The sequence below is a fragment of the Spirosoma knui genome, from assembly GCF_054780635.1.
On sequence record NZ_BAAGVY010000003.1, the window covers coordinates 185418 to 200477 of the forward strand.

Consider the following 15060-nt stretch of genomic DNA (forward strand, 5'->3'; position numbering starts at 1 on the left):
GATTAACGATTTTTAACTAAAAATATAGTAGTTATTTTCGTAAATGGTTTAACTCGCTGATTTTAAGTAATATTCACTTTTTTATCAATGCACACGTATAGATAAAGAGTCTTTCTTGTATCAAATTCCATAAGCGTTTACCGACAATTTATTTTAAGGAAGCCTTGCTACGCCGTTACCTATTTTTTATTACATTTTAATAAACTGACATTAATATATAGGGTTGATAGGTTGACAATACGACGTCGACTTAAACACAACGTTTCAACTATGAAAAAGACAATGACAATGCTGTCGGTAGCCTTGCTACTGGCAGGCTCGGCAATGGCCCAACAGGGAGGCAGTAGCAGTAGTAACCGTAGTACACAGAATTCCGGCCGGTCGGGCAGCAGTTCAACAACAGGTTCCGGCTCAACCGGTTCATCGACCTCAGGTTCAACCATGAATTCCGGATCGTCGGGCTCCATGCGCAGTGGTTCCGGCTCGACAGGCAGTACGTCTGGCTCAAAAGCAATGCACAATGGTTCATCGAAAACAGGCGCAATGAAGCGGTCCGGAAACGGCTCGACGTCAAACGGTTCATCATCGGGCAGTGGCTCCACAGGTTCTGGCTCTACGAGCAACCCACCGCGGTAATCGCTTACATACAGATACCAACAAACCCCACCAACTGCCTAGTTGGTGGGGTTTATTATTGATATAGTTACCCGTTAGAGCCGGGCTGGATTGAGCTAAACTTTGTTTTCCAATACGTTACGTATAGCCCGCGCTTTTAACAGACATTCTTCCCACTCCTGAGCGGGATCGGCATCATACGTAATGGCGCTGCCTACCGAAAATGATGCGTACCGACTCTCGGCATTGTACAGTAACGACCGGATCACCACGTTAAAGTCAAAATCACCGGCTGGTGTTACGTAACCAATGGTGCCTGAATACAGCCCCCGGCGGCTCACCTCCAGCTCATCGATTAGCTCCATCGCCCGAATCTTAGGAGCGCCGGTCATACTGCCCATCGGAAACGCGTTTCGAATCGAATCCGCCCATGTCACCCCCGAACGTAGTGTAGCCGAAACCGTTGAAATCATCTGGTACACCTGCCGAAACCCATAAATGCCGAACAGTTCATCGACCTGCACCGTACCGGTTTTGGCGCTCCGGGCTAGGTCATTACGCATCAGATCGACAATCATTAAATTTTCGGCCCGTTCCTTTTCCGACCGGAACAACTGCTCCCGAAGCTGCTGATCTTCGGCCGGGGTCAGCCCCCGCCGGGCGGTGCCTTTGATAGGCTGAGCGATAAGTCTGTCGGCTTCTTTCTTAAGAAATCGCTCTGGCGATGCGCCCAGTACGTACCTATCACCTACCTTCAGAAACGCCGAGAACGGCATGGGCGACCGCTCAGTTAAGGCGTAATACGTAGCCAAGGGGTCTATCTGAGTCTGCTCTACAAAGAATTCGATGCAATAATTCAACTCATACACATCGCCCTCCCGAATGTGCGCCTGAATGCGCTGGACAGCAGCCTGATACGCTTCGGGCGACACCCGGCATTGCACCGACTGAGGCTTCAGGACGGGCGGGGTTGTGATGGGCTCCGTGTGATGGATCGCTTCAAGAACGGCCTCAACGTCGCCTTCACCGTGAATACGTACCGCCCCATCTTCAAATTCGATCACCCAGGCTGGTTCTACAAAATAAACTTCAGGAAATCCCAGTCGGTCGGGGTTACGACTGCTTAACTGTTCGAGCTGGTTCTTTACGTCGTAGGCTATGTAACCAACCAGATAGGACGGCCGCTGTTGATGAGCTTCGTGTAAGTCCCGGAATAAATCGTTTCCTGAAAACGAAACAACCCGTTTCGCCCCGACAAATAATCGGTTTGGAAACGGGTTGTTCGGATATTGAATGCCGTTGTTCGCTAAAAAAGCGACGAATCCAGCGTCATCGGCTTGTTGGGCAACGGCCCAGGCCAGCGCCCGCCAACGCCAGGTGTCACTAGTTGGGATTGAAACGCGTCGGCTACTCATCGAACCACTACGTCGTTTTTAGGCACGTAGTAACCGGACATCGACCGCAATGTCCTTGCCTTCCGCATTTTTACCCACGCTAAACTCGACCTCGTCGTCAACTTGTAGTTCGTTAAAGTCCGTGTCGATCAGACTGGTGTAATGAAAGAACAAGTTATTCGGCGGATAATTGACAAATCCATACCCCGTTTTCAGACTCCGGATGGTGCTGATCTTACGTCCCTCCGGGTCACTATCGTCGTCGGACAGGTTATACGTAAGCGGATCGTGTGCGTACGTGTCGTAGGTAGTATCGGTATCAAAATCACTATCGTAGCCGTTGTTGAATCCGTTGCTGGTCGTTACGGCCGTAAACGCGGGCTTTGTCTGCTGCTTCACGAACAGGTTCTGAATAACCATATCGTTCTTACGACTCCGCTCGTCGATCAGCGCATGCATTGCCACCGGGTACGAAACCTCTTCCAGCAAATCCTGTGATGTGCGGGTTACCTGCTTTTCACCCTGCTCGTTTAGAAATTCAAAGTCCCAGCTAAGCACCATAATCCGCGAGCCGAGCGTGTTCAGTTTCCGAATCAGCGGAACGTAATCGCCATCCGATGTAATGAGCACCACCACATCAAATTTCTTGTATTGAGCCAGCTCAAACGCTTCGAGGGCTAACCAGACATCAATGCCTTTTTCCTGGCGATACCCTTGGTACGTTTTAACGGGCAGGTAGTGCGTAACAACGCCTTCTGACATCAGAATATCATCGAAAAGCCGGTCATAAAAGAGCTGATTGCCACGCTGATTGGCCTCGTGCGCGTTGAGCCGCCCCCGAAAATAATGGGCATCGACAATCTGACATAACCGCTCATTAACTCCTTCTTCTTCAGCAACCTGACGGCGGATAAAAGCGTGCAGTCCTGAAATACTAATGCGGCTGCGTCGCTCGTGTGAATAATTATAATAGTTACTTACGTGTAGAAAATAATTACCGTCATAAAAAACCCCAATACGGGTCAACCTGGATGCTGCTGGCATAATTTACTGGTAGTTTATAAACATGTTTTTTAAGAAAAAATGGTGTCGTTCTTTTAGATTTCTGTAAAACAGCCCGTACCCGGTAGCACTGCTCGGGTAAGCGGCTGCGTATTCAATCAATAATAAGCCTTGTATACATACGATTATCTAACCAGCCCGGATGGTGGGAAGAAAAACTACGAATAAGCACGTGTGAATAGATAAATTAGGAAGTCAATAACGAATAAATTACGAACAGGCGCTACTACAGACTATATATACAGCTATAAAAAGAACTACCGCGCAAAAGTAGTACATTTTCGGTTGCAACCGTACGAGACCGTATCTTTGTCGGTTTACAATGCTTCTCTATGCAAAAACTGTTGTTTGTTGACCGCGACGGAACGCTGATTGTTGAGCCCCAGCCCGACCAGCAGGTCGACTCGCTGGCCAAACTCGATTACGTTCCCAAAGCGATTTCGGCCATGCGCCGGATTGCCGAAGAAACTGACTTCGGTCTGGTAATGGTTACCAATCAGGATGGGCTCGGTACGGATTCGTTCCCCGAAGAAACCTTCTGGCCCGCGCACAACAAGATGCTGGCCACATTTGCGGGCGAAAATGTTCACTTTACAGGGGTTCATATTGACCGCCATTTCCCGCGCGACAACGCGCCCACCCGCAAGCCCGGAATCGGTATGCTGACCGATTACTTCAACGATACGTATGATCTGGCGAACAGCTACGTGATTGGCGACCGATTAACCGATGTACAACTAGCCGTAAACTTAGGCGCAAAAGCTATTCTGTTTCTGCCGCCCAACGGTCTGTCATCGGTGCAGAACGCGGATGTCGACGGGCTGACCGACGCCATGAAGCAGGCGATTGCCCTCACGACCGACGATTGGGACAACATCTATGAGTTTCTGCGCCTGCCCGCCCGCACGGCTACGGTAGAACGGAACACGAAGGAAACTCAGATTCGGATCGAGCTGAACCTCGACGGGCAAGGCCGGGCCGACATGCATACGGGTCTTGGCTTTTTCGACCATATGCTCGATCAACTCGCCAAGCACTCAGGTGCCGACCTATTAATTCGGGTCAACGGCGATCTGCATATCGATGAGCACCACACCATTGAAGATACCGCACTAGCGTTGGGCGAAGCGTACCGACGAGCACTTGGCGACAAACGAGGGACTAACCGATATGGATTCCTGTTGCCAATGGATGAGGCTCTGGCTCAGGTAGCGATCGACTTCTCGGGACGGCCCTGGCTCGTTTGGGAGGCCGAATTCCGGCGCGAAAAAATCGGCGACATGCCGACGGAAATGTTTTTTCATTTCTTCAAATCATTTTCGGATACGGCGCTGTGCAATCTGAACGTCAAAGTGGAAGGCGATAACGAACACCACAAGATCGAAGCGATTTTCAAGGGATTTGCGAAGGCGATCAAGATGGCTGTTCAACGCGACCGCAAAGCCCTGGATAACCTTCCCAGCACCAAAGGCGTTTTGTAATATCTAACGCAGTAAGGTGCTCATTTCAGCACGTTTCGTATTTTTGCACTCGATTTCAACCGAATACTGACATGGATTTATCAACCCCGTTGACAATTTTATTTTACGTCGTTCTGCTGGCAGCTTCGTTTATGACGGGCAAGTGGTTGGAGCGTAAAGACCGGAAGTATTAATTCAGGCAACAGGTAGCCAGGAGCAATTAGGTTTTCTGCTTCTGGCTACCTGTTCCGGTTTACAACATGCTCGGTACGTTAACCCGTTGGTTATTTAAAGTTGCCGGCTGGCGCGTAGTTGGCCCGGTTCCCACTGTCCCGAAGGGTATCTGGGCGGTTGCGCCACACTCAACAAACTGGGATTTCCTGATCGGCCTGGGCGTTCGGCCAACCATTCATATCTGGATTCAGTACCTGGCGAAAAGCTCGCTCTTTACGTGGTACGCTGGTTGGCTTTTCCGCGTGCTGGGTGGCGTACCAGTGTACCGTGACCGGTCAACCAACATGGTAGATGCCATCGTCGACGTATTTAACCGTACTGACCGACTCCACATCTGCATTGCTCCGGAAGGCACCCGAAGCAACGTATCGAAGCTGAAAACAGGCTTTTACTTTATTGCGCTGAAGGCCAACGTTCCTATCATTCCCGTAGTCTTCGACTGGCCTCGTAAACTCGTTATTTTAGGCGATCCGTTGTGGGTAACCGGTAATTACGAACAGGACATGCTGCCCTTCTACCAATTTATTTCCCAGGGACACGGTATCAAAAAGGATTGGTTACTAAAATGGGAAAAGACCGGAGTTATCGAATAAAGGCTTTGGTAATCAGTTTGACCAGCTATGTCCATTACATCACACGTCGAATTTTTAGGGATTAGGAAAATCAGCCAAGTGGTTGGCATGACGCTCAAGGAAATGCGTGACTATGCCAGGCCCGGCATGACAACCCGCGAATTGGATGACTACGGTGGCCAGGTTCTTGAGCGGTACGGCGCAAAATCGGCTCCTCGGCTCGCCTATGGCTTTCCAGGCTGGACGTGTATCAGCGTCAATACTGAAATTGCCCACGGAATTCCGTCAACGAATACAGTATTAAAGGAAGGCGATCTAGTGAACATCGACGTATCGGCCGAATTAGATGGTTACTGGGCGGATAACGGAGGGTCCTTTGTGCTGGGGGCTGACGTTCATCAACATACGGATCTGGTTGAAGCCTCGAAAAAAATCCTGCGCAAAGCGATTCAGCAGATACGCGGTGGGGTAAAGATTGCGGACATCGGCCGGCTCATCGAAACCGAAGCAAAGCGGTCGGGCTACAAGGTTATCCGCAACTTAGCGGGGCATGGCGTCGGTAGGAGTTTGCACGAAGAGCCCAGCGAAATTCTTTGCTGTTATGACCGGTCCAATACGTCCCGATTTAAGAAAAACTCGGTTGTAGCCATTGAAACGTTTATTTCGACTCGCGCTACGTACGCGCATGATAAAGGCGATGGCTGGACGCTGGTAACGCGGGATGGCAGTTACGTCGCCCAGCACGAGCATACGATCGTAGTCACGGATGGTCAACCCATTATCTTAACCGAAGCCAACCAAATCTGGGCGTAACGTACCGTTCGGGGAGTTGCCTCTAGGCGCGTCGGCTCTCAACGAATCCACTACGTAATTCGGCTACCATCAATCGGCCCGCCCGTTCAGACGCGCCGGGTCCACCCATTTTTTTCTGCACCTCAGCGTACCCGGTCAGCGTTACGTCCCGGCCTGGATTACCCGGTACAATTTTCCTTAATTCAGCCGCCACCCGGTCCGGCGTAAGGTCGTTCTGAATTAGCTCTTTTACCACTTCCCGGCCAGCAATCAGGTTGACGAGCGAGATAAAGGGTACGGCAATCAGTTGTTTGGCAATGGCGTAAGATATGCCGGTTGTTTTGTAGCAAACCACTTGTGGTACGTTCAGCAGCGCCGTTTCCAGCGTGGCCGTCCCCGACGTAACCAGAGCAGCCGTCGCAATATTCAGTACGTCATAAGCCGCGTCCGGTACGCGCTTAACGGCCGGATAATCTGCCAACAGGCTGTCGTATAACGTATCAGGCAGGTTGCTTACTGTACCAACCACAAATTGATAACTAGGAAAGTGGCGAGTTGCGGCCAGCATGACCGGAAGGATAGAGGTAATTTCCTGGTGCCGACTGCCGGGTAATAGGGCCACAACCGGCCGCGCGTCGAAGCCCAATCGCTGGCGAAACGCCGGGTCAGGTGTAAAGTCAGCCAATGCGTCGAGCAGCGGGTTGCCAACGTATTCTACTTTGTAATCGTACTTGGCGAAAAACTCGGTTTCGAACGGTAAAATTGTAAATAGCCGGTCGACGGTAGCTTTGATTTTCAGAGCCCGGCGCTGATTCCAGGCCCACACTTTGGGCGAAATGTAATAAAATACCCGGATGCCGTGCTTTTTTGCGAACCGGGCCATGCGCAGGTTAAACCCGGCGTAATCAATCAGGATCAGTGCGTCAGGGCGGTTTTTGAGCAGATCAGCCTGGCACTCGCGCATAATTCGGCGGATGGTACCTAGGTTTTTGACGACTTCCAGAAAACCCATGAACGCCATCTCACGGTAATGCCGCACCAACGTAGCACCGGCCGCTTCCATTTGCTCCCCCCCGTACGCCCGGCAACTTGCCGAAGGGTCCTGCTTCCGAATGGCCCGGATCAAATTTCCGCCGTGTAAATCGCCGGAACGTTCACCGGCTATCAGATAATACGTCATTGCTCGTTACTGGTTGTCATACAGCGTCACTCATTGTTTTACCCAGTAATGACGCTGTATGACAACGAATGACGCTTACTTCCTATTCGCCAAAATAATCGACGAAGTTCTTCGGTGTTTCATACAGACGAAGCTGATGCAGATGCGCTTCGGTAACGGGTTCCAGCGCGCGCTCCAGAATTTTCCAGATCTCCATGATGAAGATTTCGCAGCTTGCCATCTTTCCCTGCATGAAGTCGACGTCGAGGTTCAGGTTTTTGTGATCAACCTTATCGATGACCTCCCGCCGAATAATATCACCCAGTACTTTTAGATCGATAACAAAGCCCGTATCTGGATCAGGTTCGCCCTTTACGGTTACGATCAGCTCAAAGTTGTGGCCGTGCCAGTTCATGTTGGCACACGGGCCGAAAACTTCTTTATTACGCTCTTCCGACCAGGCTGGGTTATAAAGCCGGTGGGCTGCGTTGAAATGTTCAATTCTGTTAATATAGACCATTTTTCTGGTTTAGATAGGGCGGTTGCCAGAAACGCCGGATATGAAAAATACCCGGCAAAGGTACGAACTCTTCGAGCGGGATAAAAATTGCAATTCCTCGCCATCGCTTACTAATGATTAGCGATTCATATCAGAAAAATGCAAATTAATCCCTAAAAACGCTATTCTATTGTCCAATCGAAAAGCTGTATCTTTACAGCCAATTTCACTTCATTTCACCTGATTCCTACCGCATTATAGCAATAAACACGTTTACGACTACCACTTTATGATTATCGTTACGGGGGCCGCCGGTTTTATCGGAAGCTGTTTGATCAGCAAGTTGAATCAGGAAAATTTCAATTTTGTCATCGCCGTCGATGACTTCTCGAACCCACGTAAAGAAGCGAACCTCACGGGGAAACGGATTCAGGAGCGGGTCGATCGGGAGGTGTTTTTTGACTGGCTCGATCAGAATTATCAGGAGGTGGAATTTATTTTTCACATCGGTGCCCGCACGGATACGACCGAGCAGGATTACCACATCTTCGATCACCTCAACGTTGAGTACTCCAAACAGATCTGGAAACGATGTATCGACTACCAGATCCCCCTGGTTTACGCGTCTTCGGCCGCTACGTATGGTTTAGGCGAATTCGGCTACGAGGATAACGAATCGGTGATTCCGCACCTGAAGCCGCTGAATCCGTACGGAGAATCGAAAAACACCTTCGACATGTGGGCGCTGGAGCAGGAACAAAAACCGTTTTTCTGGGCCGGTCTGAAGTTTTTCAACGTGTACGGCCCCAACGAATACCACAAAGACCGGATGGCGTCGGTTATTTTCCACGCCTATAACCAGATTTGCAGCTCGGGGCAGATGAAATTGTTCCGCTCGCACAATCCGGATTTTGCCGATGGCGAGCAGATGCGTGATTTCGTGTACGTAAAGGACGTAGTGGAAGTCTGCTTATTTCTGATGCATCACCGACGTAACGCCGGCATCTACAACCTCGGCAGTGGCAAAGCGCGTACCTTCCTCGATCTGGCCACCCTCACCTTTCAGGCCATGGGCCGTGCCCCTCAAATCGGCTTCATTGACACCCCGGCCGACATTCGCGATAAATACCAGTATTTCACGCAGGCCAGTATGGGTAAACTTCGTTCAATTGGCTACGATAAACCGTTTTCTTCACTCGAAGATGGCATTTCGGATTACGTTACGAATTATCTCCTGAAGGGGCTGCATCTGTAAATGCAGGTTTTGTTTCCGGTATAAACCACCACAACATGGCTACTGCGGCTATGGCAATGCTGGCTAAGGAGATAAAGGCAACATTGTAGCCAGCCCGTTGCACTACGGCACCCGCAAACGCATTACTTAGCGAAGCTCCTAGCCCCGTGGCGGTAGCGATGGCCCCCTGCGTTGTATTGAACAAACCGCTGCCCAGCGTCAGATCGGCGACAACCAGCACCGACATCACTCCGAAGATACCGGCCCCAAAACCATCCAGCACCTGAATGGCAATCAACACATCTGGATCGTTCGTTAGTGCATACAGAATACCTCTAAGTGGCAGCACGGCAAAGCCAATCAACAACAACCGTTTACGCCCTCGCGAGGCTAGTCTACCGGCCCAATTACTAACGGGTATCATGACAACCTGCGCGACAATAATACAGGCAGACATATAAACGGTTGAAACGTTTGCACCCTTTCCCTGGGCTAAACGCTGCCCGAGCAGCGGAAGCATGGCGGCATTGGCAAAATGAAAAAGAACACAGGCAATGGCGAAGAACAGAATCACCCGGTTTGCCAGTATAGCCCGCCATCCTACCGATTCATTGGATAGCTGATTTTCTCTACTCCCCCGAGCCAAATCATGGTCAATGTCATTCTCCTGAATGCGCCAGATAGTCAGGCTGCTTATAATAGACATCACCGCTAAAAGCACAAAGATGCCCTCGTTGCCAATGTAGTAGCCAATTAGCCCAGCCATTAGGGCCGCAAACACATTTCCGGCGTGATTAAAGGTTTCATTTCGTCCAATACGTCTATCGAGCTGCTGATGCCCAACAAGACCTAACGTAATGGCAGCGATGGCCGGAACAAACCAGGCAGCCGCCACGCCCATCACCGCTTGCCCGCCGATAATGATGCCAAACGTAGGTAAAAGAATAGTGAGTAGAGCGGCACTGGCAATTAGCAGCGAGGCAACGATCGAGTACAGTCGCTTCTGGCGTGTACGGTCGACCAGAGCGCCCGCCGGGGTTTGAGCCACTACGGTAGCAATGCCCATCACCGACATGGCTAAACCAATGTCCTGAGCATTCCAATGCTGAGACACCAGCAAATAAATAGATAAGTAAGGGCCCAAGCCATCGCGTACGTCAGCCAAAAAGAAATTGGCCCAGTCAAGCGCTTTCAGGCTTCGTCCTGACGGCTGGCGCGTTTCGGCTCCTGATTGAGCACTTACCATTTCTTGAAGATAAAGAAGACCGCCACCACGATAAAGAAGAAGCCCACGAGGTGATTCCAGGCCAGCTTGTCGGTCTTGAAGAAATAAACGGTGATGATTGTAAACACCGTTAGCGATACGGCTTCCTGAATGGTTTTGAGTTCAAACAGCGAGAAAGGCCCACCCGTCTCGTTCGAGCCGATCCGGTTGGCGGGTACCTGAAAAATATACTCGAAGAACGCCAGCCCCCAGCTTAGCATGATAATACCGAACAGCGAAAGTTTCGCCAGCGTCGGGTATTGCTTCAGTTGAAGATGCCCGTACCAGGCCAGCGTCATAAATACGTTGGAAAGCGTCAGCAGTAGAACGCAATAGAGTCCTTTCATTCTAAAATCAGCCAGTTCGCCGAATCAATCTATTCCCAGATTACCTCGATTACTTCTTTTTTGAGGTCAACCGTTGTTTGTTTTTCGTTATTTTCCCGACGTAGCGTCAGCTTACCCGCGTTTATTTTCGTAACCTCCTGCTGCAATACGTGCGTAGCATCTTTCTTGTGAAAAATCGATACGGCCTGTTCACCGGTGGCTACAGGTAGGGTGAAGGTTTTACCGGTAGCTTTTATAGAGCGGGCGCTAGCTGGCAGAGGCTCGTTTCGGAGTAACGCCAGTGCCCGCGATGCCTGCGGGACTCCGTACCCAACGTAGTTATTGCCGTAGGGATACAGATGCGACGATTTTTCGATGATGTCCATCAACTGCTTGTTGGTCAGCTTCGGATTAGCCTGCATCAGACAGGCGGCAAAACCCGTGATTACTGGTGCCGATAACGAGGTTCCATAGAGCGAGAAGCACGATACGTTCGGTTTCAGGTACGGCAGACTTTCCGGACCAATACTGCTGTAACCGATGCGGTTCCAAAGCTTATTGTTAGTGGCGCCAATCGCTAATACCCCCTGTGCATCAGCGGGGGTGCTAATAATGCGCCAGGAGCGATCGTCGCCTTCGTTACCGGCCGATACAATGATCAGGATTCCCTTTTTGTCAGCAGCAATCTGAGCAGCGCGGCTAATCAGGCTGGTGTGCCCATCCATCTGCCCCGGTTCGTAGTTCTCTTTGGGGTTGCTCATGCCTTTGGCGTAACCCAGCGACGTATTGATCAGCCGAACCCCCAGGCTATCCATCCACTCCATAGCGGCTACCCAATTATCTTCTTCACCCCGGTATTCCCGATTGCCCTGGTCGGTACGGGCGAGGTAGAACGTAGCATCGGTGGCCAGACCGTACTGAATATTTTCGGTTGGGTCACTGCCCGCAATGGCGGCCAGCACCTCCGTCCCGTGCGTATCCGAAAACGTTTCCAGCGTACGAAACAGATTGCTGCGGGTTTTCTTTTCGTTCACGTAATCCCGAACGCGTTTCACGCCTTCTCGGGCAAACACGTGCTTCAGCGCATTGGCGGAATCGGCCCCGAAAAAACCTGCGTCGATGACGCCGATGGACACAAATCGCCCGGTCAAACCAGCCTGAGCAAAGTCGTTCGCCTGAATCTGGGTCATTACGGGAGCTAATTGCAGTTTGGCTGGAACGGGTTCGTCGGAGTGGTTCAGGGACGTAATGACAATAGCTGGATCAATCGCTTTGATTTCCTTAACGAACGGCAGAGCCGCCACCTGCGCATATTGCTGGGCTGACAATCGGGCCGATACGGCATTTAACCAGCGCGACTGACAAACGGGCTGAACGCCAGCCTGCTTCAGTTGAGTAAGATACGTAGCCGAAACGGGCCGGTCGGTATCGTCGATGGATAGGTTCTGAAGTTGGCGCTGGGCCAGCGCCTTCGGCGACAACGATGGAGCCAGGGCCTGATCTTTCGCATCCAGCAAGATCCAGTATTTGGGCGACTGCTCAGCAACTCGGTTTGGTTGCGCGTAGCCAGTCAGGGTCAGCACACACAACAAAGAAATCAGGCGAACCTTCATGAACCAGTTTAGGTAAGTGTTAAGCGTATTTGCTACACGTGTAAACACGCAAATACTGAAAAACTCTTTCTGCTTTTTAGCTTTCTTTGCAAACGAATCAATTTTGCAGCCTGAATTTACTGCTGTATGCGTTATTTACCAATCGACAATCAACTCTTCGTTCAAAATCGCCAGCGGCTCACCGCTTTATTAAAGCCTAAATCCATGGTGGTCGTGAACGCAAACGACATCATGCCCACCAACGCCGATGGCACCATGATGTTCCGCCAAAACAACGATCTGTTTTACCTGACGGGCGTTGATCAGGAAGAAACCCGGTTTGTGCTGTTTCCGGATCACCCCGACCCAAAGTTCAGAGAAGTGTTGTTTCTGCGCGAAACCAGCGAGTTGATTGAGATCTGGGAAGGCCATAAACTTACGAAACAGGAAGCGGAGCAGGTTTCGAGTATTCCACAAAAGCAAATCTACTGGACCCACCAGTTCGAGCAGGTCTTCGGCCAGATGGTATTCGAAGCCGAATCCGTTTACCTGAACACCAACGAGCACACCCGCGCTACCGTTGACGTACAAACGCGCGATGCCCGTTACATTGAGGAGTTCCGGCACAAGTACCCCCTGCACCACCTCGAACGGCTGTCCCCGCTGATGCACTACCTCCGGGCGATTAAGCAGCCGCAGGAAGTACAGCTGCTCCAGACGGCCATCGATATTACCGACAAGATGTTCCGGCGGTTACTGGGCTTCATCAAACCAGGCGTCTGGGAATACGAGATCGAGGCCGAAATGATGCACGAATTTATTCGGAATCGTTCGCGGGGAGCCGCTTACTCGCCCATTATCGCTTCAGGAGCCAACGCCTGCGTACTACACTACATCGACAACAGCCAACAGTGTCAGGACGGCGATGTTATTCTGCTCGATATAGGCGCTGAATACGCGAACTATAACGCTGACATGACCCGGTCTGTCCCCGTCAATGGTCGCTTTACGGCGCGGCAAAGGGCGGTTTATGACGCGGTGCTACGTGTCATGAACGAAGCCAAACAGATGCTCCGACCCGGTAACCTCTGGGACGACTACCACCGTGAAGTGGGTAAGGTGATGGAATCGGAGTTGATCGGGCTGGGCCTACTCGACCGCGACGAAGTAGCCAAACAGGACCCTGACCTGCCGCTGTACAAGAAATACTTCATGCACGGTACATCGCACTTTTTAGGGCTGGATGTTCACGACGTCGGCAACAAATACCGCAAAATGGAGCCGGGGATGGTGTTTACCGTTGAGCCCGGCATTTACATCCGCGAAGAGAAACTAGGCATCCGACTGGAAAACAACGTATTAATTACCGAAACGGGTAACATCGACCTGATGGCTAATATCCCGCTCGAAGCTGAGGAAGTTGAAGCGTTGATGAACCGATAAGAAGATTGACGTAGTACGATATCTGGGCGTGTTCTCAAAAATCGTACTACGTCAATCGAACCGGCCGTGCACTACTTTGCCTCCGCATGTTTTGCCGTTTCGCGTTCGAGGGCAATATTCAGGCTTGAATAAATTCGGCGAATCGCCGTTTCCAGACGTTCCCAACCGGCCTCCGACCGCAGGTCAATATCCACTATGTGATCGCGCTGGCTGCTGGTCAGCACCAGGTACGTTACTGCCGATACCATCAGGCTGGTGATCGCGATGGGATCGTAATCGGAGTACGGAGCGAGTCTGTCAACCAGATTTTTGTAGGACTGATCCCGAAATTCGGCCAGCCGCCGGGCAAGTTCCGTTTCACCGTGCGTCATCTCCCAGCGAATCAACTCCTGCGACGGTTTGCGGGCACGAAACTCGCGCATAAACTGAATCGTGTATTCCGACCATACCTTACTCCGATTTTCGGCGGGCAGGTTGTCGGGAACCGATTCGAGAAACTTTTCATTGAACATCGACAGGAAAAACCCGCGCTGAACATACGCTTCCAGCAGACCATTCCATCCCCCAAAGTAGCGGTAAATGAGTACTTTGTTAACGCCCGCCCGTTCGGCAACAGCGTTGATTCCTGCTTTCTCGGTTCCTCGTTCGGCCATTACCTCCCCCATAGCACGTAGAATACGCTCCATGGTCATCTGGCGGTTTCTACGCTTGACGACTTTCATATTTGTAACGATTTTTAATTAGGTGTATAGGCTATATAAGCCCGAATCAACTACAATAACTCTACTGAAATTATAGTCTGGATACAAATATGAGTATTCTAAGCGGTGTTACCAAGTGGTAACGTTAACGACGCACCGGAAAATTGAGAAACTGGTCAACCAATTGGTCGATCGCTTCGGCTAGTTTTCGCTTCGAAATAACTACTGGCAACCAAAACGGTGAGAACGGATCATTGTGCCAATCGGGTGCGATTTCGAACGCTAATTTAATCTGGAGCAGAAACTCGTCGGAGTCCGCTGACAGACACTCAAAGCTAAGGCAGGGCTCGCTGAACAGCAGCCGCGACTGGGGCCGTCCCGTGGCGTACAAATGGCGTAGCCAGCCAAGCAATACGTCAATTTCGTACGTATGAAGAATGGCTGCAGTTGAGGTAGACTGATGATGCTGCCAGCCCGATCGAACGGCTACCCACAACAAATTACGATCCGATGACACGGTCGCATCCGGTGCGTGCTCGTAATCAAGAATGTTCAGTTCAAAAAAACTCCGCTGGCCGATCAGGAGCATAGTCGAAGATATAGGTTACACTAGCTAACGCTTACACTAAAAATAAACGCAAAGTATATACGTCGACAAGGTAAGCGTATAGCGAATAAAAGACAAATCCCGGCTTATGAACCATAAAACCGGG

General features: G+C 50.8%; 15 protein-coding genes. 6 read left to right on the top strand and 9 right to left on the bottom strand.

Going from position 1 to position 15060, the window contains the following annotated elements; translation table 11 throughout:
* Window positions 1-270: 270 nt before the first annotated feature.
* Entirely contained in the window at window positions 271-636 is a 366-nt protein-coding gene (locus ACYVIY_RS09370) for a hypothetical protein (RefSeq protein WP_460976062.1), read from the top strand.
* 95 nt (window positions 637-731) lie between these two features.
* On the opposite strand, the gene ACYVIY_RS09375 is transcribed toward ACYVIY_RS09370, so the two are convergent.
* Together ACYVIY_RS09375 and ACYVIY_RS09380 are read right to left on the bottom strand one after the other, a co-directional pair.
* Entirely contained in the window at window positions 732-2030 is a 1299-nt protein-coding gene (locus ACYVIY_RS09375; RefSeq protein ID WP_460976063.1) for an anthranilate synthase component I family protein, read from the bottom strand.
* A gap of 18 nt (window positions 2031-2048) precedes the next feature.
* Window positions 2049-3053 carry an NYN domain-containing protein gene (locus ACYVIY_RS09380; RefSeq protein WP_460976065.1) on the bottom strand — a complete coding sequence of 335 codons (1005 nt, stop codon included), beginning with the start codon at window positions 3051-3053 and terminating at the stop codon, window positions 2049-2051.
* 350 nt (window positions 3054-3403) lie between these two features.
* Here ACYVIY_RS09380 and hisB point away from each other — a divergent pair, with 350 nt between their 5' ends.
* The 3 genes from hisB to map all read left to right on the top strand — a co-directional run bounded on the left by hisB (window position 3404) and on the right by map (window position 6150).
* Window positions 3404-4552, top strand: coding sequence for a bifunctional histidinol-phosphatase/imidazoleglycerol-phosphate dehydratase HisB (hisB, locus tag ACYVIY_RS09385; RefSeq protein WP_460976066.1), 1149 nt, complete (start codon window positions 3404-3406; stop codon window positions 4550-4552).
* A 239-nt stretch (window positions 4553-4791) separates the two neighbouring features.
* The gene (locus ACYVIY_RS09390) at window positions 4792-5358 is read left to right on the top strand and encodes a 1-acyl-sn-glycerol-3-phosphate acyltransferase (protein WP_460976067.1); all 567 of its coding nucleotides are present in this window, start codon (window positions 4792-4794) and stop codon (window positions 5356-5358) included.
* A gap of 27 nt (window positions 5359-5385) precedes the next feature.
* On the top strand, window positions 5386-6150 hold the full coding sequence (gene map, locus ACYVIY_RS09395) for a type I methionyl aminopeptidase (protein ID WP_460976068.1): 765 nt from the start codon (window positions 5386-5388) through the stop codon (window positions 6148-6150).
* Window positions 6151-6172: 22 nt separating this feature from the next.
* Here the strand turns inward: map and lpxB are convergent, their stop codons facing one another.
* A complete protein-coding gene (gene lpxB, locus ACYVIY_RS09400) occupies window positions 6173-7309 on the bottom strand; it encodes a lipid-A-disaccharide synthase (protein WP_460976069.1) in 1137 nt (378 codons plus the stop codon).
* A gap of 82 nt (window positions 7310-7391) precedes the next feature.
* Entirely contained in the window at window positions 7392-7808 is a 417-nt protein-coding gene (locus ACYVIY_RS09405) for a 6-pyruvoyl trahydropterin synthase family protein (RefSeq protein WP_460976070.1), read from the bottom strand.
* Window positions 7809-8076: 268 nt separating this feature from the next.
* On the opposite strand from ACYVIY_RS09405, the gene rfaD reads away from it, so the two are divergent.
* On the top strand, window positions 8077-9042 hold the full coding sequence (gene rfaD / locus ACYVIY_RS09410; RefSeq protein ID WP_460976071.1) for an ADP-glyceromanno-heptose 6-epimerase: 966 nt from the start codon (window positions 8077-8079) through the stop codon (window positions 9040-9042).
* On the opposite strand, the gene ACYVIY_RS09415 is transcribed toward rfaD, so the two are convergent.
* Genes ACYVIY_RS09415 through ACYVIY_RS09425 form a run of 3 tightly spaced genes read right to left on the bottom strand, consistent with a single transcriptional unit; the run spans window position 9008 to window position 12224 of the window.
* Window positions 9008-10267: an MFS transporter gene (locus ACYVIY_RS09415; protein ID WP_460976072.1), complete on the bottom strand. Its 1260-nt coding sequence runs from the start codon at window positions 10265-10267 to the stop codon at window positions 9008-9010. The two genes, rfaD and ACYVIY_RS09415, sit on opposite strands and share 35 nt — an antisense overlap.
* Window positions 10261-10632, bottom strand: coding sequence for a DMT family protein (locus ACYVIY_RS09420; protein WP_460976073.1), 372 nt, complete (start codon window positions 10630-10632; stop codon window positions 10261-10263). Before ACYVIY_RS09420 ends, ACYVIY_RS09415 begins: the two co-directional genes overlap by 7 nt.
* A 29-nt stretch (window positions 10633-10661) precedes the next feature.
* Window positions 10662-12224 carry a S8 family serine peptidase gene (locus ACYVIY_RS09425; protein ID WP_460976074.1) on the bottom strand — a complete coding sequence of 521 codons (1563 nt, stop codon included), beginning with the start codon at window positions 12222-12224 and terminating at the stop codon, window positions 10662-10664.
* Window positions 12225-12350: 126 nt separating this feature from the next.
* Between ACYVIY_RS09425 and ACYVIY_RS09430 the strand changes: the two genes are divergently transcribed.
* Window positions 12351-13646: an aminopeptidase P family protein gene (locus tag ACYVIY_RS09430; RefSeq protein WP_460976075.1), complete on the top strand. Its 1296-nt coding sequence runs from the start codon at window positions 12351-12353 to the stop codon at window positions 13644-13646.
* A 71-nt stretch (window positions 13647-13717) separates the two neighbouring features.
* On the opposite strand, the gene ACYVIY_RS09435 is transcribed toward ACYVIY_RS09430, so the two are convergent.
* Complete coding sequence (locus tag ACYVIY_RS09435; RefSeq protein ID WP_460976316.1) at window positions 13718-14338, bottom strand: TetR/AcrR family transcriptional regulator; 621 nt, start codon at window positions 14336-14338, stop codon at window positions 13718-13720.
* Window positions 14339-14492: 154 nt separating this feature from the next.
* Complete coding sequence (locus ACYVIY_RS09440; protein WP_460976076.1) at window positions 14493-14936, bottom strand: WapI family immunity protein; 444 nt, start codon at window positions 14934-14936, stop codon at window positions 14493-14495.
* Window positions 14937-15060: the final 124 nt, after the last annotated feature.